This window comes from Kineosporia sp. NBRC 101677, assembly GCF_030269265.1.
Classification (GTDB): domain Bacteria; phylum Actinomycetota; class Actinomycetes; order Actinomycetales; family Kineosporiaceae; genus Kineosporia; species Kineosporia rhizophila.
This window is the reverse complement of record NZ_BSTA01000001.1, coordinates 824,024-842,045: the sequence shown is the minus strand read 5'-3', so window position 1 is coordinate 842,045 and position 18,022 is coordinate 824,024. Positions and strand designations below refer to the sequence as shown.

Annotated in this window: 20 protein-coding genes; 11 read left to right on the top strand and 9 right to left on the bottom strand. The window is 70.7% G+C overall.

The window, feature by feature from the left end; genetic code table 11:
- Nucleotides 1-92 precede the first annotated feature (92 nt).
- Together QSK18_RS03840 and QSK18_RS03835 are read left to right on the top strand one after the other, a co-directional pair.
- Nucleotides 93-1,265: a fatty acid desaturase family protein gene (locus tag QSK18_RS03840; RefSeq protein ID WP_232808515.1), complete on the top strand. Its 1,173-nt coding sequence runs from the start codon at nucleotides 93-95 to the stop codon at nucleotides 1,263-1,265.
- 7 nt (nucleotides 1,266-1,272) lie between these two features.
- A complete protein-coding gene (locus QSK18_RS03835) occupies nucleotides 1,273-2,223 on the top strand; it encodes a DMT family transporter (RefSeq protein ID WP_285616573.1) in 951 nt (316 codons plus the stop codon).
- 3 nt (nucleotides 2,224-2,226) lie between these two features.
- On the opposite strand, the gene QSK18_RS03830 is transcribed toward QSK18_RS03835, so the two are convergent.
- Both QSK18_RS03830 and QSK18_RS03825 read right to left on the bottom strand, forming a co-directional pair.
- Nucleotides 2,227-2,559, bottom strand: coding sequence for a YnfA family protein (locus QSK18_RS03830; RefSeq protein ID WP_232808513.1), 333 nt, complete (start codon nucleotides 2,557-2,559; stop codon nucleotides 2,227-2,229).
- Nucleotides 2,560-2,568: 9 nt separating this feature from the next.
- Entirely contained in the window at nucleotides 2,569-3,147 is a 579-nt protein-coding gene (locus tag QSK18_RS03825; RefSeq protein ID WP_285616572.1) for a TetR/AcrR family transcriptional regulator, read from the bottom strand.
- An 80-nt stretch (nucleotides 3,148-3,227) separates the two neighbouring features.
- On the opposite strand from QSK18_RS03825, the gene QSK18_RS03820 reads away from it, so the two are divergent.
- Nucleotides 3,228-4,112 (top strand): SDR family oxidoreductase, encoded by an 885-nt coding sequence (locus tag QSK18_RS03820; protein WP_232808511.1) that lies wholly within the window; start codon nucleotides 3,228-3,230, stop codon nucleotides 4,110-4,112.
- Between the two features lie 9 nt (nucleotides 4,113-4,121).
- The gene (locus tag QSK18_RS03815; protein WP_285616571.1) at nucleotides 4,122-4,865 is read left to right on the top strand and encodes a serine/threonine-protein kinase; all 744 of its coding nucleotides are present in this window, start codon (nucleotides 4,122-4,124) and stop codon (nucleotides 4,863-4,865) included.
- A 25-nt stretch (nucleotides 4,866-4,890) separates the two neighbouring features.
- On the opposite strand, the gene QSK18_RS03810 is transcribed toward QSK18_RS03815, so the two are convergent.
- A complete protein-coding gene (locus tag QSK18_RS03810) occupies nucleotides 4,891-5,613 on the bottom strand; it encodes a hypothetical protein (protein ID WP_232808509.1) in 723 nt (240 codons plus the stop codon).
- Nucleotides 5,614-5,823: 210 nt separating this feature from the next.
- Between QSK18_RS03810 and QSK18_RS03805 the strand changes: the two genes are divergently transcribed.
- Both QSK18_RS03805 and QSK18_RS03800 read left to right on the top strand, forming a co-directional pair.
- Nucleotides 5,824-6,924 (top strand): LLM class flavin-dependent oxidoreductase, encoded by a 1,101-nt coding sequence (locus tag QSK18_RS03805; RefSeq protein ID WP_232808508.1) that lies wholly within the window; start codon nucleotides 5,824-5,826, stop codon nucleotides 6,922-6,924.
- 3 nt (nucleotides 6,925-6,927) lie between these two features.
- Nucleotides 6,928-7,536 carry an FMN reductase gene (locus QSK18_RS03800; protein WP_232808507.1) on the top strand — a complete coding sequence of 203 codons (609 nt, stop codon included), beginning with the start codon at nucleotides 6,928-6,930 and terminating at the stop codon, nucleotides 7,534-7,536.
- A 66-nt stretch (nucleotides 7,537-7,602) separates the two neighbouring features.
- On the opposite strand, the gene QSK18_RS03795 is transcribed toward QSK18_RS03800, so the two are convergent.
- From QSK18_RS03795 to QSK18_RS03780, 4 genes are all read right to left on the bottom strand, one after another.
- A complete protein-coding gene (locus QSK18_RS03795) occupies nucleotides 7,603-8,358 on the bottom strand; it encodes an SDR family oxidoreductase (RefSeq protein WP_285616570.1) in 756 nt (251 codons plus the stop codon).
- Complete coding sequence (locus QSK18_RS03790) at nucleotides 8,358-9,530, bottom strand: acyl-CoA dehydrogenase family protein (RefSeq protein WP_232808505.1); 1,173 nt, start codon at nucleotides 9,528-9,530, stop codon at nucleotides 8,358-8,360. Before QSK18_RS03790 ends, QSK18_RS03795 begins: the two co-directional genes overlap by 1 nt.
- Nucleotides 9,531-9,618: 88 nt before the next feature.
- Nucleotides 9,619-9,864 (bottom strand): DUF1272 domain-containing protein, encoded by a 246-nt coding sequence (locus tag QSK18_RS03785; protein WP_232808504.1) that lies wholly within the window; start codon nucleotides 9,862-9,864, stop codon nucleotides 9,619-9,621.
- A 291-nt stretch (nucleotides 9,865-10,155) separates the two neighbouring features.
- Nucleotides 10,156-10,701, bottom strand: coding sequence for a type 1 glutamine amidotransferase domain-containing protein (locus QSK18_RS03780; RefSeq protein WP_232808503.1), 546 nt, complete (start codon nucleotides 10,699-10,701; stop codon nucleotides 10,156-10,158).
- Between the two features lie 115 nt (nucleotides 10,702-10,816).
- Between QSK18_RS03780 and QSK18_RS03775 the strand changes: the two genes are divergently transcribed.
- Complete coding sequence (locus tag QSK18_RS03775; protein WP_285616569.1) at nucleotides 10,817-11,980, top strand: NAD(P)/FAD-dependent oxidoreductase; 1,164 nt, start codon at nucleotides 10,817-10,819, stop codon at nucleotides 11,978-11,980.
- 60 nt (nucleotides 11,981-12,040) lie between these two features.
- On the opposite strand, the gene QSK18_RS03770 is transcribed toward QSK18_RS03775, so the two are convergent.
- Nucleotides 12,041-13,408 carry an FAD-dependent oxidoreductase gene (locus QSK18_RS03770; RefSeq protein WP_232808501.1) on the bottom strand — a complete coding sequence of 456 codons (1,368 nt, stop codon included), beginning with the start codon at nucleotides 13,406-13,408 and terminating at the stop codon, nucleotides 12,041-12,043.
- Between the two features lie 274 nt (nucleotides 13,409-13,682).
- Here QSK18_RS03770 and QSK18_RS03765 point away from each other — a divergent pair, with 274 nt between their 5' ends.
- The 4 genes from QSK18_RS03765 (at nucleotide 13,683) to QSK18_RS03750 (ending at nucleotide 17,556) form a co-directional block, all read left to right on the top strand.
- A complete protein-coding gene (locus tag QSK18_RS03765) occupies nucleotides 13,683-14,705 on the top strand; it encodes an ABC transporter substrate-binding protein (RefSeq protein ID WP_285616568.1) in 1,023 nt (340 codons plus the stop codon).
- 233 nt (nucleotides 14,706-14,938) lie between these two features.
- Nucleotides 14,939-15,826, top strand: a complete 888-nt coding sequence (locus tag QSK18_RS03760; RefSeq protein ID WP_232808499.1) for an aspartate/glutamate racemase family protein — start codon at nucleotides 14,939-14,941, stop codon at nucleotides 15,824-15,826.
- Between the two features lie 84 nt (nucleotides 15,827-15,910).
- Entirely contained in the window at nucleotides 15,911-16,678 is a 768-nt protein-coding gene (locus QSK18_RS03755; RefSeq protein ID WP_232808498.1) for an SDR family oxidoreductase, read from the top strand.
- A gap of 119 nt (nucleotides 16,679-16,797) precedes the next feature.
- Entirely contained in the window at nucleotides 16,798-17,556 is a 759-nt protein-coding gene (locus tag QSK18_RS03750; RefSeq protein ID WP_232808497.1) for an alpha/beta fold hydrolase, read from the top strand.
- On the opposite strand, the gene QSK18_RS03745 is transcribed toward QSK18_RS03750, so the two are convergent.
- Nucleotides 17,540-17,989: a DUF1810 domain-containing protein gene (locus QSK18_RS03745; RefSeq protein WP_232808496.1), complete on the bottom strand. Its 450-nt coding sequence runs from the start codon at nucleotides 17,987-17,989 to the stop codon at nucleotides 17,540-17,542. The genes QSK18_RS03750 and QSK18_RS03745 overlap by 17 nt on opposite strands.
- Between the last annotated feature and the right edge of the window lie 33 nt (nucleotides 17,990-18,022).

The following is an 18,022-nucleotide window of genomic DNA, read 5'->3' as shown; positions in this document are numbered from 1 at the left end:
GCGTCAGCCCAGCGTTCGTGCGGTCCGGGTGGGGGAACTCCGGGGACTCGCGAGCAGCGACGACGGAAGGCCGGACCGGCGGTGAGGCGATCATGACCAGCAACACGTGGCGATTCGAGCTGCGCCCGGGCCGCGGGAAACCGGGGCCGGGCGAGGCCGGGGGAGACGACCGCCTGCGGGGGGTCACCCGGCGGCTCACCGCCCGGCGCAGCGAGCGGCACCGAGGCGAACCGTGGCGGGACTGGGCGGCGATCGGGCTGCTGATCCACGCCCAGATGCTCACCGTGGCCGTGCTGGACCCGGGCTGGCCCTGGCTCCTGCTGGCCGCCCTGCCGCTGAGCCTGACCTTCGCCACCGGCACCCTGACCATCCTGCACGACGCCGGCCACCGCCGGTTCTCCCGCCGGACCTGGCCGAACGTCTGGGCCGTGCAGACCGCGATCCCGCTGGGCTTCTTCGTGCAGCACTGGACGCTGAAGCACCGCGTGCACCACCGCTCCTCGCAGGTGTACCCGCTCGACGAGGCCACCCGGAACACCACGATCCGGATGCACCCGGGCGTCGAGCGCCGGCCCCACCACCGCTACCAGCACCTCTACGCCTGGTTCCTCTACGCGCTGGTCTGGGTGGGCGAGCTGCACAGCCAGCTCACCTACGTCCGTAAGGGCAACGTCCCGGGCGTCGAGGTGCCACCGTTCCGGGTGCGGCTGGGGCAGTGGCTCTTCGAGAAGTCCTTCTGGGCGTTGGTGGTCAGCCCCTACGCGGTCCTGCTGGGCCTGGGCCGGTTCACCCTGTACTTCCTGGTGGCGATGAGCCTGAGCGCGGTGCAGGCCGCGATCGTGCTGGTGGTCGGCCACATCAACGAGGGTCTGTACGCGCCCAGCGAGCAGCCCGCCCCGCGCGACTGGTCGCGGCACCTGGTGGCCACCACCGCCTCGTTCAGCACCCGCAGCCTGCCGATGCGCTGGCTCACCGGGGGCATGACCCACCACCTGGCGCACCACCTCAAGCCGGTGGCCCCGCGGCACCAGCTGCCCGAGCTGCACACCACCGTGGTGGCCAAGGTGGTGCGGGACTCGGGTCTGCCGCTGGTCGAGTACCCGACCCTGACGTCGGCCACGATCAGCCACTACCGCAGACTGAGAGAACTGGGCCGGACCGACGGCGGCCCGCCCGTGGTGACCGGCCCGACGCCCGGCCGTCCGGCCTCGGTGCCCCGGCCCCGGTCGGCGGCCAGTAGTGAGAGAGCAGTGAGAAGCACGTGATCGAACGGTGAACACGCTGGCCATCGGGGTCGCCTTCCTGGACGCCGTGGCGTTCGGGTTGTCGACCGCCCTGATGCACCACAGCGCATCCCGGGCGCCGCAGGGGCCGGGCGGTCTCTCCGGGCTCCTCCAGCTGCTGCGGCACCTGGCCGGCCAGCCGACGTGGCTGGCCGGGATCGTCGCCAGCCTGACCGGGCTGGTGCTGCACTCGGTCGCCCTGGCCCTGGGGTCGCTGGCCGTGGTCCAGCCGATCGTGGTCACCGGGCTGGTGTTCGCCTTCGTGTTCCGCGCGGTGCTGGACCGCCGCTGGCCCGAGCCGCGGATGATGTCGTGGGTCGTGCTGGTGGCTGCGGGCATCGCGGTGTTCCTGGTCGGGGCGCACAGCAGCGAGAGCTCGGGGCACTTCACGGCGAGCTCGGCGCTGTGGTTCGTCGCGGTGGCCGGCACGGTCGCGGCGCTCACCTGGTGGCTGGCCACCCGGGTGGAGGTGCAGCGGGCCGGGCTGCTGATGGGCATCGCCGGCGGCCTGCTGTTCGGCATGATCGCCTCGATGATCAAGGTGGTCACCTCGTCCGACGGGGTCTGGGACGCGCTCACCACCTGGCCGATCTACGCGCTGGCGGGTCTGGGGGCGGCGGCCTTCCTGAGCAACCAGTACGCCTACAACCGGGCCCCGCTGTCGCACTCGCTGCCGGTGCTCAACGTGATCAACCCGGTGGTCGCGGTCACCTTCGGCATCGTGGTGTTCGACGAGGCCCCCAGCTCCGACCCGGCCCTGCTCACCCTGGAGCTGGTCGGCCTGGTCATGGTGCTCACCGGGGTGGCCTTCCTGGCCCGCGAGGAGCACGAGGACACGACCGGCGACGGCCCGGCCGACGCCCCGCCCACCGAGCCGGTTCTGCCCCCGCCGGCCCCTCTGGGTGAACCCCGGACCGCCGCCGACCCCCTGCTGAGCTAGACCTCAGGCTCGCGGGGCGTACATGATCACCGCGACCCCGACCAGGCAGATCGCCGCCCCGACCAGGTCGAACCGGTCGGGGCGGTAACCGTCCACCAGGGCACCCCAGGCCAGCGAACCGGCGATGAACACCCCGCCGTAGGCAGCCAGGATCCGGCCGAACTCGGCGTCCGGCTGCAGGGTGGCGACCACGCCGTAGAGGCCCAGCGCCACCACCCCGGCGCCCACCCAGAGCACGCCCCGGTTCTCCCGCAGCCCCTGCCAGACCAGCCAGGCCCCGCCGATCTCGGCGACGGCGGCCAGGGCGAAGAGCAGGAGGGAGCGAGTGACGGTCACGGGGTGAACCTAGTGGCCGACGAGTTCGGTCGCGGCCTGGGTCAGCTCCCCGAGTGCCTGACCGATGAGCTCGGGCAGAGAGCGCTTCTGCCCCGGCTCGGCCCAGCGGTCGAAAGCATCGTGCAGGGCACGAACTGCGACATCAGCGGCCACTCCCGCCGTCGCCGCCGGCACCTGTCGCTCCAGCAGGGCACCTTCCAGAGCCGCGGTCAGAAGAGCCCGCTTGTAGGCGGAGCGCTCACGCAGATCCGGGTGGGAGGCGACGACGGCGTTCAGTCGAGCTGTCGGTGCCTGTCGCTCCACCGGGAAGACGGCCGCGAGTTCAGTGACCGCCGCGGCAGCGACCGCCAACGCGCCGGCCCCCTTCGGGCCCCGGGACACGCTGTCGCGCAACAGTTCCACGAACTCGGCCTGACCGGCGAACAGCACCTCGCGCTTGTCGGCGAAGTGCCGGAAGAACGTCATTTTGGAGACCCCGGCCTGTGCGGCGATCTGCAGGACGGTGGTGGCCTCGTAGCCGTTGGCGGCGAAGAGCTCCACCGCGGCGTCGATCAGCTTCAGACGCGTGTTCGGTTCCCAGCGGCCCATGCCGACAGCCTAGGTGATGTGACTCGGTCACGTTGCCGGTGCTACTTTGATGTTACTCAGTCACATCAAGGAGGACAGCAATGCGCGTTTTCGTCACCGGGGCCAGTGGGCACATCGGCTCCGCAGTTGTCTCCGAACTCGTCGGGGCGGGGCACGAGGTGGTGGGCTCGGCCCGTTCCGGCGCGGCCGAGAAGAAGATTCGTGAGCTGGGGGCCCTGGCCTGGCGCGGTTCGCTCGACGACTTCGGCCGGCTCTCCGGGGCCGCGGCCGACGCCGATGCGGTGATCCACCTGGCCTTCGACAACGACCTGATGATGGCCGGCGACTTCGCCGGGGCCGTGTCCAACGACCGGGCCCGGGTGCAGGCGCTGGGGCAGGCCCTGGCCGGCACCGGCAAGGCGCTGCTCGGGATCGGCATGCAGCGCACCGGCGATCCGAAGGCCGACGCCACGATCGCGGCCAACCCCCGCAACGAGGTCACCCAGCTGATCGCGGACCTGGCCCGGCAGGACATCCGCACCGCGACCTTCGCCATCCCCCCGGTCACCCACAGCGAGGCCGACCGGGCCGGGTTCGTCCCCCTGCTGATCGGCATCGCCCGTCGCACCGGGGTCTCCGGTTATCCGGGTGAGGGCGAGAACACCTGGCCGGCCGCGCACACCCGGGATGTGGCCACGTTGTACCGGCTGGCCCTGGAGAAGGAGGTACCCGCAGGCACCCAGTTGTACGCGGCCACCGAGGCCGGTGTGCGGCTGCGCGACATCGCCGAGGTGATCGGCCGACAGCTCGGCCTGCCGGTCCGCAGCATCCCGTCGGAGCAGGTGGCCGAGCACTTCGCCGGCTTCCCGTTCGTCGGGATCGACTTCACCATGCCCAACGGGGCCACCCGTGAGCTGCTCGGCTGGAACCCCGCGCACCCGGGCCTGCTGGCCGATCTGGAGCAGGGTCACTACTTCGGGCACTAGGTTGATCCGATGAGTCCCTGGGACATCGCCGAGGCCTTCGTGGTCTTCGACGCCCAGGACTCCGGGTGCCTGTCGTGGGGAGTGGAGCACGAGGGGCAGCGCTGGTTCGTCAAGACCGCACGCGAACCGCGGGCCCAGGCCGGGCTCGCCCGGGTGGCGGCACTGCACGCCGTGGTCCGGCACGAGGTCGTCGTGCGACCAGAGCTTGTCCTCGACGGCACGGACGGCAGCACCCTGGTCTATCCGTGGCGTGAGGGTGAGGTGCTGAACCGGGCCACCACCGCCGGTTCCGATCGCCGTGCCCTGCTCCGCCTGCAGCAGGGGCCGCCGGAGCGAGCTCAACGGGCGGTCGAGCAGGTGCTGGAGGCCCACCTCGCGGTGGCCGCCGCCGGGTGGGTCACCTGCGACCTGTACGACGGGTGCCTGCTGTACGACGAGACCGACGGCCGGCTCAGCCTGATCGATCTCGACGAGTACCGTCCGGGCCCGTTCGTGCTGGACTCCGACCGGTTACCCGGGTCGACCCGCTACATGGCCCCGGAGGAGTTCACCCGCGGCTCGCTCATCGACCAGCGCACCAGCGTGCACGCGCTGGGCCGGGTGGCCCAGCACCTGCTGGACGGGCCGCAGGGCTGGCGCGGCAGCCCGGCCCAACGGGCCGTCGTCACCCGGGCCACCCAGCCCGACCCCGACCAGCGCTATCCGGGCGTGCCGGAACTGGTCGCCGACTGGCGCCGCGTCATCGGTGACTGAAGCGCGTCCTCAAATCGAGAAGCAGTCAGAGACTGACGGCGAGCAGCGACCCGGCGTCGTCGGGGGCGCTGGCCCCCGAGCGCAGAGAAGCGGTGAGCGCGAGCTCGACCGGCACGGTCAGCGGCTCGAACCCGGCCGCGCGGATCGGCCCGGCGGGCGCCCCCTGCTCCAGGCACATCACCGGCATGCCGGTCTCGTCGACCACCGGCAGCGCTGCGGCGAGCAGGTCGCCCAGCACCTCCTCGTCGCCCGGGGCGTGCAGCGGCATCAGCAGCCAGTGCATGTCCGGGGCACCGGCCAGGGCCGCGAGCTCGGTGATGTCGGTGTGGTCGGGCAGGCCCGGCAGCAGGCCCAGCTCCAGCCGCAGGGCACCCTCCAGACGGTGCTGGGTGCCGAAGCCCCCGGCCGGGACGGTGGGCGGGAAGATCACCACAGCGGCCCGGACCTCGCCGTCGTCGTCGGCCACCCAGAACTCACCGTGCTCCAGCCCGACGTGCGTGAGCATCAGCCGGGTGGCCGTGGTCAGGTCGTCGTCGGACACGCCCCCCGGCAGCGGCCAGTCGGCCAGCGAGGGGGAACGCAGCATGCGGGAGACGGCCGGAATGTCCACGAGCTGGGCGCGGCGGACGGTCCAGGTGCGTTCGGGCCGCAGCTCGGGCCGCACTGCCGGAGCCGATCCTGACTGGGTCATGTCCTGGTAACTGCTGCGGCCTGCGCCGGGGTTCCGCACTTCGCGTTCGTTCACCATCTGTACTTCCGTCCGTTCCATCTGCCGGGTCCGGACTGGACCGGCTTCGGGCACGGCGCAAGACGCTAGCCCACCGGCGTCGCGACGCGCCCGGCCCGCGCCGGGCGTGCCGCGGGAATGACCCGAGGGGGCAAGTAGTTGCTCAAGCAACGATCTATTCGAGAGGATGTCCCCAGCACCGGTGACATCCAGCTGAGCAGGGAGTTCGTGATGCAGTTCGGAGTTTTCACGGTCGGCGACGTGACGCCGGACCCGACCACCGGCCAGGAGCCGACCGAACGCGAGCGGATCAAGGCCATGGTGCGGATCGCCCAGAAGGCCGAAGAGGTCGGGCTGGACGTCTTCGCCACCGGCGAGCACCACAACCCGCCGTTCGTGCCCTCGTCACCGACCACCATGCTCGGCTTCGTCGCGGCCACCACCGAGAAGCTGATCCTGAGCACCTCGACCACGCTGATCACCACGAACGACCCGGTGAAGATCGCCGAGGACTACGCGATGCTGCAGCACCTGGCCGACGGCCGGGTCGACCTGGTGATGGGGCGCGGCAACACCGGCCCGGTCTACCCCTGGTTCGGCCAGGACATCCGGCAGGGCATCCCGCTGGCGGTGGAGAACTACTCGCTGCTGCACAAGCTGTGGCGCGAAGAGGTGGTGGACTGGGAGGGCAAGTTCCGCAGCCCGCTCAAGGGGTTCACCGCCACCCCGCGCCCGCTCGACGGCCTGCCGCCGTTCGTCTGGCACGGCTCGATCCGCAGCCCGGAGATCGCCGAGCAGGCCGCCTACTACGGTGACGGTTTCCTGCACAACCACATCTTCTGGCCCAAGGAGCACACCACCCGGATGGTGCAGTTCTACCGTCAGCGGTTCGCGCACTACGGCCACGGCACCGCCGAGCAGGCGATCGTCGGCCTGGGCGGGCAGTTCTTCATGCGCCGGAACTCGCAGGACGCGGTGAAGGAGTTCCGTCCCTACTTCGACAACGCGCCGGTCTACGGGCACGGGCCCTCGATGGAGGAGTTCACCTCGCAGACCCCGCTGACCGTCGGCAGCCCGCAGCAGGTGATCGAGCGGACGCTGAGCTTCCGCGAGTACGTCGGCGACTACCAGCGTCAGCTGTTCCTGATCGACCACGCCGGCCTGCCGCTCAAGACCGTGCTCGAGCAGCTCGATCTGCTGGGAGAGATCCTGCCCACCCTGCGGGCCGAGTTCGCCGCCCGTCGCGCCCCGGGCACCCCGGACGCGCCCACCCACGCCAACCGCCTCGCTGCGCTGCAGCGCGAGCAGTCGCTCGCAACCGTTGGGGAGTAAGTCATGACCTCGCTGGTCGTCATCAGCGCCGGGCTGAGTCAGCCCTCGTCCACCCGCCTCCTGGCCGACAAGCTGTCCTCGGCCGTGGTGCGCGAGCTGGCCGAGGTGCCCGAGGTCACCGTGCTGGAACTGCGCGACCTGGCCCACGACATCACCAACAACCTGCTCACCGGCTTCCCCGCGCCGGCGCTGCGGGCCGCGGTGGACGCGGTCACCGCGGCGGATGCGGTGATCGCGGTGACCCCGATCTTCAGCGCCTCCTACAGCGGGTTGTTCAAGTCGTTCTTCGACGTGCTCGACCCCGAGGCGCTGGAGGGCAAGCCGGTGCTGATCGGCGCGACCGGTGGCTCGTCCCGGCACTCGCTGGCGCTGGAACACGCTCTGCGGCCGCTGTTCAGCTACCTGCGGGCGGTGGTGGTGCCCACGGCGGTGTACGCGGCCAGCGAGGACTGGGCCTCCGAAGGTGAGGGTGAGCTGGGTGGCCGGGTGGAGCGGGCCGGACGTCAGCTGGCGGCCCTGATGAGTGGCGCCTCCACCTCGTCCGGTGGAGCGAAAGATCCCTTCGCCGAAGTGATCCCGTTCGCCGAGATGCTGAAGGCCCAGGGGCAGTGAAACATTGGTGCCCACAAACGTCATAAATTGAAGACGTTTGTGGGCACCGTTGTTCTGCCGGTCACCTCAGCGGGGTGGCATCCGGATCGCGCCGTCCATGCGCACCGTCTCGCCGTTGATGTAGTCGTGGTCGACGAGCATCAGGGCCAGCTTGGCGTACTCGTCGGGCCGGCCCAGCCGATTCGGGAAAGGCACCGCGGCGGAAAGACCTTCGAGGTACTCCTCGGTGACCCCGGCCAGCATCGGGGTCTCGATCGTGCCCGGGGCGATGGTGTTCACCCGGATCCCGTACTGCGCGAGGTCGCGGGCCGCAGGCAGGCACAGGCCGACCACGCCGCCCTTCGAGGACGAGTACGCCGCCTGACCGACCTGGCCCTCGAACGCGGCCACCGAGGCGGTGTTGATGATGACCCCACGCTGGCCACCGGCGTCCGGTTCGGTCCGGGCGATCTGCTCGGCCGCGTAGGTGAGCACGGTGAACGTGCCGATCAGATTGACCTGCACCACCTTGGTGTAGAGGGCAATGTCGTGACGACCCTTCTTACCCAGAATCCGTGCCGCAGAACCAATTCCGGCGCAGTTCACGACGGTGCGCAGGGGTTCTCCGGCCGCGGCCCGGGCAACGGCCGCCTCCACCTCGTCCGGGGCGGTGACGTCCACCTCCAGGTAGGTGACCCCGTCGATCTCGGGTGCCTTCTCCACCGCCGAGGGCAGGTCGAGACCGTAGACCCGGGCGCCGTTGGCGGCCAGTGCCGCAGCGGTGGCGTTGCCCAGGCCGGAGGCGGCGCCGGTGACGACGGCGGCGGTGCCGGTGATCTGCATCAGGATCCTTCCGCGATGTGGATCTTTCCCTTGGTGTCGGCGAGGGCCCGCCCGATCACCATCCGCTGGATCTGGTTGGTGCCCTCGAAGATCTGCATCACCTTGGCCTCGCGCATGTAGCGCTCCAGCGGGAAGTCGCGGGTGTAGCCGTAACCGCCGAGGACCTGCACCGCGTCGGTGGTGACCCGCATGGCGTTGTCGGTGGCGACCAGCTTGGCGATCGAGGCCTGGCGGGTGAACGGAAGGCCCAGGTCGCGGCGTCGGGCGGCGGCCAGGTAGGCGGCCCGGGAGACCTCCACCGCGGCCGCCATGTCGGCGAGCAGGAAGCTCAGGCCCTGGTGCTCGATGATGGCCCGGCCGAAGGTCTCGCGCTGCCCGGCGTACTCGACCGCGGCGTCGAGGGCGGCCTGGGCCAGGCCGGTGGCCACCGCGGCGATCCCCAGACGGCCCGAGTCCAGGCCCTTCAGAGCAATTTTCAGCCCGTCGCCCTCGGCCCCGAGACGGCGCTCGGCCGGGATCCGGACGTCGGTGAGCCGGATCGCGGTGGTGTGCGAGGCGGTCAGGCCCATCTTGCGCTCGGGCGGATCGGCCTCCAGGCCGGGAGTGCCGGCCGGGACGAGAAAGCAGGAGATGCCGTTCTTCTCGTCCGAGGTGCGGGCCATGATCTTGTAGAAGTCGGCCTGCCCGCCGTGCGTGGTCCAGGCCTTCACGCCGTTCAGCACGTAGTCGTCGCCCCTGCGCACGGCAGTGGCGCGCAGGGCGGCCGGGTCGGAGCCGGCGTGCGGTTCGGACAGACAGTAGGCGCCGAGCTGCTCACCACCGAGCAGGTCGGGCAGCCAGTCCTTCTTCTGCTGGGGCGTGCCGAACTCGGCCAGGCCGAAGCAGGAAAGGGCGTGCACGCTGACGCCCACCCCGACGCTGGCCCAGACCGTGGCGATCTCCTCCAGCACCTGGAGGTAGACCTGGTAGGGCTGTTCGCCGCCGCCGTACTCGGCCGGGTAGGGCAGGCCGAGCAGGCCGGCCCGGCCCAGGACGCGGAAGACCTCGCGCGGGAAGGTCTCTTCGGCCTCGTGGGCGTCGACCAGGGGGGCCAGGTGTCTCGCGGCGATCTGCCGGGTGAGGGCGACGAGGTCGGCGGCCTCGGCATTCGGCACAACGCGTTCCGCAGGCACCGGCAGACCTCCCCGTCGAGACAGCAGACCTGTCAGTATGCCGTCTCGATCGGGTCAGGTCACTGCTTGAGCGGACCCGGCCGTGACCTCAGCCGGCCGGGACGAGCTCGGGGTTGTGCTTGCGCTCGGTGGAGGCCGGGAACTTCTCCAGCATCTCCGGGGTGCGGATCGGGCGGGAGACCAGGTTGCCCTTGTCGTTCGGGCACGCATTGTCAGCGAAGGTGGCGGCGCAGTCGGTGCACCAGGTGCACTCGAAGGAGCAGATCCACACGTCCGGCGAGTCGGCCGCCAGGTCGGTGTCGCAGGCTTCGCAGTTAGGTCGCAGCTCAAGCATGATCCGGACGCTAACACGCTCCGGGACAGCAATTTTCGGCCTCGATGACGCTGGCTTTACGTAGTCTCGTGATCACGCCGGAGTTTCGGGACGATAAGGTCAGATCGACGCTTTCTCAGCACTCTACGTGAAGGGTTCGGCGCGGGCCGTCGCGGACGAAACTGAAAGAATTTTCAACTCACTTAAAGTAATAACGGTGTCGGAGGGTGATCGTACGCCCATTAAGCGACGCTTGTCGGAATCAGGGGTTCCCCGGTTCCCCGGGAGACCCCTGATCCCTCCTCGTCCCGGTCAGAAGGCGCTGGCCAGCGCCCGGTTGAAGGCCGGGATGTCGCCGGGGTTGCGGCTGGTGATCAGCGGGCCCGGGCCGCTGGAGTCGACCACCACCTCCTGGTCCACCCACTGCGCACCGGCGTTACGCAGATCGGTCTGCAGGCTCGGCCAGCTGGTCACCGTGCGGCCGCGGACCACGTCCGCCTCGACCAGCGTCCACGGGGCGTGGCAGATCGCCGCGACCGGCTTGCCGGCGTCGACGAAGGCCTTCACGAAGGCCACGGCCTCGGGGTTGGTGCGCAGCGCGTCCGGGTTGGCCACGCCGCCCGGCAGCACCAGGCCGTCGTAGTCCTCCACCCCGGCCTGCGAGACCGGCAGGTCGGCGTCGAAGGTGTCGGCCTTGTCCAGGTGGTTGAAGCCCTGCACGGTCTTGCTGTCACTGCCGACGATCAGGACCGGCTGCCCGCCGTCCTGCTTCACCGCTTCCCACGGTTCGGTCAGTTCGACCTGCTCGATGCCCTCGTCGGCGACCAGGAAGGCGATCTTCTTACCGCTGAGCGACACGTGAAACTCCTCAAGGCTGATCAGGTCCGGCCCGGGTGGGGCCGGAGGTCACGAATCCGACTCTCGCCCTGGGGGGACGGTTGCGCAGGCCGAGATGCGCGCAAGGATGACGGTCATGACTGACCAGGTGGTGGAACTGCTCGTGATCGGTGGCGGCCCGGCCGGGCTCTCGGCCGTGCGGGCCTACCGGGAGGCGGGCGGCCTCGGCCGGGTGGTGCTGGTCGCGGCCGATCCGGACTCGCCCTACGAGCGTCCCCCGCTGTCGAAGGACTTCCTGCGCGGAGAGCAGGCGGAGGGTGACTTCGGGTTGCTGGACGAGGGGGAACTGGCCCGGCTCGAGGTCACCTGGGCCCGCGACCGGGTGGTCTCGGTCGACGTCGAGGCCCGTCGGGTGAGTACCCGGGAGGGCGCTGACTTCGCCTACCGGAAGTGCATTTTCGCCACCGGTGCGAACCCGGCCGACCTGCCGGTGCCGGGCGGTGAAGACAGCTCGCTGCTCCGGCTGCGCACCCTGGAAGACGGCCGCCGGCTCCGGCAGGCGGTGGCCGGGGCGAAGACGGTGGCGGTGATCGGCTCCGGCTTCATCGGCTGCGAGGCCGCCTCGTCACTGCGCCGGCTGGGGGTCGAGGTGGTGCAGGTGACGAACGAGTATGCGCCGCAGGAGAACCGGCTGGGCGACGAGGCAGCTGCCCGGATCGCCCGCTGGCTCACCGAGGACGGGGTGCACCTGGTCACCGGGGTCACGGTCACCGCGATCGAGCGTGACGCCCAGGGCGCCACCGTGCAGCTGGCCGGCCGGGAACCGGTGCGGGCCGACGAGGTTCTCCTGGCGGTCGGCGTGCGCCCGGCCTCCGACCTGGCCGCAGAGGCGGGGCTGCGGCTGCACGAGGGCCGGATCCTGGTCGACGCGCAGATGCGCACCTCGGCCGACGGGGTGCTGGCGGCCGGCGACGTGGTGCACGCCTTCAACACCGCGGCCGGGCGCGGGATCTCGGTCGAGCACTGGTTCGACGCCGAGACGATGGGCAAGATCGCGGGCCGATCGGCGGCCGGGGTCGAGGGTGCGGAATGGTCCTCCCCGCCGGGATTCTGGAGCCAGATCGGCGACCGTTGGCTGAAATACGCCGCCTGGGGCGACGGATACGTCGAGGCGCTGTACGAGGAGGGTGAGGGAGACGCCTTCACCGTCTGGTACCAGGACGAGAACGGCACCTGTGTGGGCGTTCTCACCTACAAGGCGGACGCGAACTACGACAAGGCCTTCAGCCTGCTGGGCTGAGACGCGAAGAAGGTCCGGCACCCGAGGGGGTGCCGGACCTTCTGTCGTGCCGGGAGGTGCTCAGTCGGTCGGCGAGGCCTTGCTGATCCGGATCATGTCCTCACGCTCGACCACCTTGATGCGCTCGCGGCTGTGCGGCTCGCCGAGGCTGACCTCGTGCGCGTCCAGCGAGTTCCAGCCGTCCCAGGTGGTGTAGTCGACGCCGACCAGCTCCAGGTGGGCCAGGATGTCCACGCCGTGCGGGGCGGGGTCGTCCGGGGAGACCTCCTTGAGGATGTGCTGCACGGTCTCGTTGGCGTCGGACTTGGTGTGCCCGATCAGGCCGATCGGGCCGCGCTTGATCCAGCCGGTGCAGTAGACGCCGGGCACCTGGTTACCGTTCACGTCCAGCACCCGGCCGCCGTCGTTGCTGATCACGTGGCGGGAGTGGTCGAACGGGATGTCCGGCAGGGCCGAGCTGCGGTAACCCACGGCGCGGTAGACCGCCTGGACCGGCCAGTCGGTGAACTGCCCGGTGCCGCGCACGTTCCCGTCACCGGTGAGCTCCATGCGCTCGGTGCGCAGGTTCTCGACCTTGCCGTCGCCGGAGATCTCCACCGGCGCCTCGAGGAAGTGCAGGTGCAGCCGGTGGATCTTGCCGGTCGGCTCCTTGCCCACCCAGGCGTTGAGCGTCTTCATGACCTGCTTGACGTGCTTGTCCTCGTTCGCCAGGCGCATGCTCGCCTCGTCGAACTCGAAACCCTCCGGGTGCACGACGACGTCCACGTTGGGGGAGTGGGCCAGCTCGCGCAGCTCCAGCGGGGAGAACTTCACCTGCACCGGGCCGCGACGGGCGAACACGTGGACGTCGGTGGCCTGGTTGGCCTTCAGGCCCTGGTAGACGTTGTCCGGGATCTCGGTCACGAGCATCTCGTCGGCCGTCTTGGACAGCACCCGGGCCACGTCCAGGGCCACGTTGCCGGCACCCAGCACGGCCACGCTCTGCGCGGTCAGCGGCCACTCGCGGGGCACGTCGGGGTGACCGTCGTACCAGTTGACGAAGTCGGCGGCGCCGAAGCTGCCGGGCAGGTCGGTGCCGGGGACGTCGAGGTCGCGGTCGGCGAAGGCGCCGGTGGCGAAGATGACGGCGTCGTAGTGCGCCCTCAGGTCCTCGAGCTTGAGGTCGGTGCCGTAGTTCACGTTCCCGATGAAGCGGATGTTCTCGTGGTCGAGCACCCGGCGCAGGGCCTTGATGATCTCCTTGATCCGCGGGTGGTCGGGGGCCACGCCGTATCGGACCAGGCCGTACGGGGCGGGCAGCCGCTCGAGGACGTCGATCTCGACCGGGACCTCGGACTTGGTCAGGATGTCGGCAGCGTAGATGCCCGCCGGGCCCGCACCGATCACCCCGATGCGCAGCGGACGGGGGGATGAAGTCTCTTCAGTCATGGTTAGGTCAGCCTAACCTTGATCCTATAGGAAGTGGCAACATGAAAATGGCCACACCCGTCCGTCCGTATTGCTACGGGCTGTGACCAGGGATGTTCCGAGGGTTCCGGAATCTGTCCGACAGTTGACGAAAAGTGATCGGGCACAAGCGGTCAGCTGACAACGTGCGTGGAATGTCCGCTACGCTCACGCCTCCCGGGACCACGGACGTCTTCAGTCGGTTCTGGTGATTGCCCTCACTCCCGCCCCGATGAAGCAGCCGGAGACCGGACAGATGACCAGGAACCGCCGCGTCCGTACCGCCGCCCTGGCCGCCGTGGCGCTGAGCGTGCTGGCCGCCTGCGGCTCCGACGAGGATCAGAACGCGGCGGTGGCCGACGGCCCCACCCCGGTGCGCTGGATCTACGACCACACGCCCACCTCGGCCGACCTTCCCGTGCTGGTCGGGCTGCGCGAGGGCTGGTTCTCCGAGGCTGGGCTCAAGGTGACGACCACCCCCGGGGGCAAGGTCGATCAGCTCCGCTCGGTGGCCGACGGTCGGCACGACCTGACCCTGGGCGGCGGGGTCGAACTGCTGCTCGCGCAGGCCGAGGGCCTGCCGGTGAAGGCGGTCGGGCTGGTCCAGCCGCAGGCGCTGGAGGGGCTGATCTGCCGCCCGGGCTCCAGCATCACCGCCGACAACCCGGAGAGCCTGCTCGACCGGAAGCTGGCCACGGCCGGCAACGACGCCGACGACGCGGTCTGGCAGATCTGGCGCGACCGGGAGGGCCTGCGTGGCCGGGTGAACGAGGTGGCCCCCGACGCCGGGCTGCCCCTGCTGTTCCAGGGCGTGGTCGACTGCTACCCCGAGTTCCTCACCCTGGCCCCGCTCCAGGCCGAGCAGGAGTTCGGGGCCAAGCCGGTGGTGTTCCCGTTCGCCGAGCAGGTCGGGGTGATCGGCCAGGTGCTCGACGTCAACACCGACTTCGCCGAGAAGAACCCGCAGGCGGTCTCCGGGTTCGTCGACGTCTACGCCCGGGGCATGCAGTGGGCCGTGCAGAATCCGGCCGCCGCGGTGGCGCTGATGAAGAAGACCTACCCGCAGATCGACGAGGCGGTCACGGCCAAGGAGCTGGAGGAGCTGGGCTACCACTGGGGAGCCGGCCGACAGCAGAAGAACGGCTACCTGGCCATCGATGACCGCGCCTGGCGCGGCACCGTCGAGGCGCTGACCCGGGCCGGCCGGCTGAACGAGAAGCCGGAACTGGCCGAGGTGTACACCAAGGAGTTCCTGCCGGAAAAGCCCTATCTTCCGTGATCTTGGTCGTGCTGACCGATAACGAAATGCGGTTCTGGTCGGATTCTGCCGTGGCCCGGGAAACCCCGGGACCGGCTCGGGCGGGCGCTGGGCGTGAGGCTTTGGTCGCATTGCTGCCCTCGTGGTGCATGAGCGCCGTCTGAGACTTTTGTGCGTCTCGTGGCTACCCGGTCGTACCTTGTGGGACCGGGCACGGGCCGGTGCCCGACCAACGCTGTGAAACGGACTACCGCATGCCTCATGTCGTCGTCATCAACCCGACCAGCTCGGCGGAGATCACCGCGGGGATCCAGGAGTCGCTGGACCGGGCCGCCCGCCGCTGGGGAGTCGGCGCGACCGCGGTCACCTCCTACGGCGGGCCCCGAGCGATCGAGACCGACGACGACGCCCGCGCGGCGGTCGGCCCCCTGCTGGCCACGGCCGGGCAGCACCGGGCCGACGCGTACGTGGTGGGCTGCTTCTCGGACACCGGTCTGGACGAGCTGCGGGCCGCCGCACCGGTGCCGGTGGTCGGGATCGCGGAGGCGGCGCTGATCTCGGCGATGGCGCACAGCCGGCGGATCGGCGTGGTGAGCACGCTGCCCATGGCCACCTTCCGGCACGAGCTGTACTGGGCGCGGCTCGGGGTGAGCGGCCGGGTGGTGGCCGACCTGGCGATCGGGCGCGGCGTGCTGGAGCTGGGTACGCGGGAGGCGGCGAACGCGGTGCTGTCGGCCTCGCGGGAGCTGGTCGGCCGCCGGGGGGCCGAGGCGGTGATTCTGGGCAGCGTCGGGATGGAGCGCCTGCGTGGGCCGCTGGCCGACGAGCTGGGCGTGCCGGTGATCGAGCCGTGCGCGGCCGGGGTCGCGATGGCGGTGCAGGCCCTGGCCGACGCGCCTTCGGCGCCGCGGACCGTGCCCGCCCCGGAACCGGCGGCCTACCGCCCCGAGCCGGACTACGAGGCGCCCTACCGGCCCGAGCCCTCCTACCGTTCCGAGCCGTCCCGCGAACCTTCGTACGAGCCTTCCTACGAACCCCGTTACGACTCCGGTTACGGATCGCGCTACGGCTCCGAGCGCTACGGCAGTTCGGACCGTGGGCACTACTCCGCGCAGCGCCGCTCGTCCGAGGTCTACCAGTAGCTGTCCCGCTCGGCGCCTTTGATCGGTACCGTCGGTCCGGCCGGCGGACGGCTGGGCCGGGATCGGCGCTGGAGGAGAAGAACGATGGGTGGATACCTGGTGGCGGCGGCGACGTCGGGCCTCGGGCACGCGATCGCGCGGCAGTTGGTGCTGGCCGGGCACGACGTGTCGATCTGCGGGCGCACCGCGGAACGGGTCGAGACCGCAGTGACGGCGCTGAACGAGGGGGCGGTCAACGGCACCGCCACCGGGCGGCCGGTCGACCTGACCGACGGTGCGGCGCTGGAGGCCTGGGTGCAGGACGCCGCCGGCCGGTTCGGCGGCCTGAACGGTGTGGTGGTGAACACCGGGGGCCCGCCCGCCAAGGGGTTCGACGCCACCGAGGACGAGGACTGGCAGCTCGGTTTCGACCTGCTGCTGCGGCCCGCCGTGAGGCTGGCCAAGGCGGCCCGGCCGCACCTGGTGAAGGGCGGGAGCAGCGTGCTGTTCTGCACCTCCAGCCAGGTCCGGGAACCGTCCGACGACCTGATCCTGTCCAGCGTGTTCCGCTCCGGCGTGGCCGCACTGGCCAAGTCGCTGAGTCGTAGCTGGGCCCCCGAGGTACGGGTCAACCAGCTGATCCCCGGCCGGATCGCCACCGCCCGGGTGGAGCAGCTGGACCAGGGGCGCTCCGAGCGCACCGGCCTCCCGGTGTCGCAGATCCAGCAGGAGTGGGACGCGAAGATCCCGGCCGGCCGCTACGGAGACCCGGACGAGTTCGCCGCCGCCGCAGTGTTCCTGCTCTCCCCGGCCGCCTCCTACGTCACTGGAGTCAGCCTGCAGGTCGACGGCGGGCTGATGACCGGGATCTGAGCCGGTCCCGGGGATTCGGCGGTGATCCGGACCCACCCGTCGGCGCACGATCCGGCCGGGTTGCTGCGTAGGGTGTCGGGTGCACGGGCAGGTTCGGTGACCGGACGAGCAGGGTGGCGATGATCAACTTCGTGGTGGACGGCGACCCGCAGGCCCCGGTCCTGGTGCTCGGGTCCTCGATCGGCACCTCGCACCGGATGTGGGACCCGCAGCTGCCCGGCCTGGTCCAGAACTTCCGGGTGCTGCGCTTCGACCTGCCCGGCCACGACGGCCGGCCCGCCCCGGCCGGTCCCTACACCGCGGCCGGGCTGGCCGCCCAGGTGATCGAGGTCGTCGACAGCCTGGGCATCGGGTCCTTCGCCTACTGCGGGCTCTCGATGGGCGGGGCGATCGGCCAGCAGCTCGCGCTCGAGAACCCCACCCGGCTGACCGGGCTGGTGCTGGTCTGCACCTCGGCCACCTTCGGCGACAGCCCGCAGCCCTGGCTGGATCGGGCGGCCCGGGTGCGCGCCGAGGGCCCGGGCTTCCTGGTCGAGCTGTCCCGGGGGCGCTGGTTCGCGCTCGAGCAGCCGGTGCCGCCACTGGGCCGGGAGCTGCTCGAGGCCCAGAAACTGATCGACCCGGAGGGCTACGCGGCCTGCTGCGAGGCCCTGGCCGCCTTCGACACCCGCGCCGAGCTGGGCCGGATCCGCGTGCCCACCCGGGTGATCGCCGGCGCCGAGGACGTGGCCACCCCGGTCGCCATGGCCCAGCAGCTGGCGCAGGGCATCCCGGGCGCCGACCTGGTGGTCCTGCCCGGCGCCGCGCACCTGGCCAACGTCGAGCAGCCCGCCGCCGTGCTCCAGGCCGTGCGGGAGCTGCTCACTCCTCGTCGGTGACCTCGCCCAGCCGCGAGGTGGTGGCGCTGTCCTCCTGCCCGCCGAAATACTTCTTCAGCACCGAGCGGAACACCGTGCGCTCGGGATCGGCGTAGGCGAAAAGCGTCATCGAAGAACGCAGTTTGGCCGCGTCCACCGGGCCGAGGACGCGCTCGGCGCTGAGGTCCTGCAGGTCCATCAGGGTCGTGGTGCACTCCAGCAGACGCGGCCCGAGCACCGGGTGCTGCAGGTAGGCCTGCGCCTCGGGCAGGCCGCTGATCGCGTAGCGCACCGACGTGGCGCTCAGGCCGAGCCCGGCCACCTGGGGGAACACGAACCACATCCAGTGGCTGGTCTTGTTCCCGGCCCGCAGTTCGCCCAGCGCCCGCTGGTAGGTGCCGTCGGCGTCCTGCGCCTCGACGAAGCGGGTCAGGTCGAAGGGGTCGTCACTCATGCCCTGAGACACTAGTGGCCACCCGACGCAGAC

Bases quoted from the DNA above. Each gene is read 5' to 3' on its own strand.
- QSK18_RS03770 (WP_232808501.1), bottom strand. From the start codon at position 13,408: ATGACTGAAGAGACTTCATCCCCCCGTCCGCTGCGCATCGGGGTGATC.
- QSK18_RS03785 (WP_232808504.1), bottom strand. From the start codon at position 9,864: ATGCTTGAGCTGCGACCTAACTGCGAAGCCTGCGACACCGACCTGGCG.
- QSK18_RS03840 (WP_232808515.1), top strand. From the start codon at position 93: ATGACCAGCAACACGTGGCGATTCGAGCTGCGCCCGGGCCGCGGGAAA.
- QSK18_RS03745 (WP_232808496.1), bottom strand. From the start codon at position 17,989: ATGAGTGACGACCCCTTCGACCTGACCCGCTTCGTCGAGGCGCAGGAC.
- QSK18_RS03805 (WP_232808508.1), top strand. From the start codon at position 5,824: ATGCAGTTCGGAGTTTTCACGGTCGGCGACGTGACGCCGGACCCGACC.
- QSK18_RS03815 (WP_285616571.1), top strand. From the start codon at position 4,122: ATGAGTCCCTGGGACATCGCCGAGGCCTTCGTGGTCTTCGACGCCCAG.
- QSK18_RS03750 (WP_232808497.1), top strand. From the start codon at position 16,798: ATGATCAACTTCGTGGTGGACGGCGACCCGCAGGCCCCGGTCCTGGTG.
- QSK18_RS03825 (WP_285616572.1), bottom strand. From the start codon at position 3,147: ATGGGCCGCTGGGAACCGAACACGCGTCTGAAGCTGATCGACGCCGCG.
- QSK18_RS03820 (WP_232808511.1), top strand. From the start codon at position 3,228: ATGCGCGTTTTCGTCACCGGGGCCAGTGGGCACATCGGCTCCGCAGTT.
- QSK18_RS03800 (WP_232808507.1), top strand. From the start codon at position 6,928: ATGACCTCGCTGGTCGTCATCAGCGCCGGGCTGAGTCAGCCCTCGTCC.
- QSK18_RS03760 (WP_232808499.1), top strand. From the start codon at position 14,939: ATGCCTCATGTCGTCGTCATCAACCCGACCAGCTCGGCGGAGATCACC.
- QSK18_RS03765 (WP_285616568.1), top strand. From the start codon at position 13,683: ATGACCAGGAACCGCCGCGTCCGTACCGCCGCCCTGGCCGCCGTGGCG.
- QSK18_RS03775 (WP_285616569.1), top strand. From the start codon at position 10,817: ATGACTGACCAGGTGGTGGAACTGCTCGTGATCGGTGGCGGCCCGGCC.
- QSK18_RS03810 (WP_232808509.1), bottom strand. From the start codon at position 5,613: ATGGTGAACGAACGCGAAGTGCGGAACCCCGGCGCAGGCCGCAGCAGT.
- QSK18_RS03755 (WP_232808498.1), top strand. From the start codon at position 15,911: ATGGGTGGATACCTGGTGGCGGCGGCGACGTCGGGCCTCGGGCACGCG.
- QSK18_RS03795 (WP_285616570.1), bottom strand. From the start codon at position 8,358: ATGCAGATCACCGGCACCGCCGCCGTCGTCACCGGCGCCGCCTCCGGC.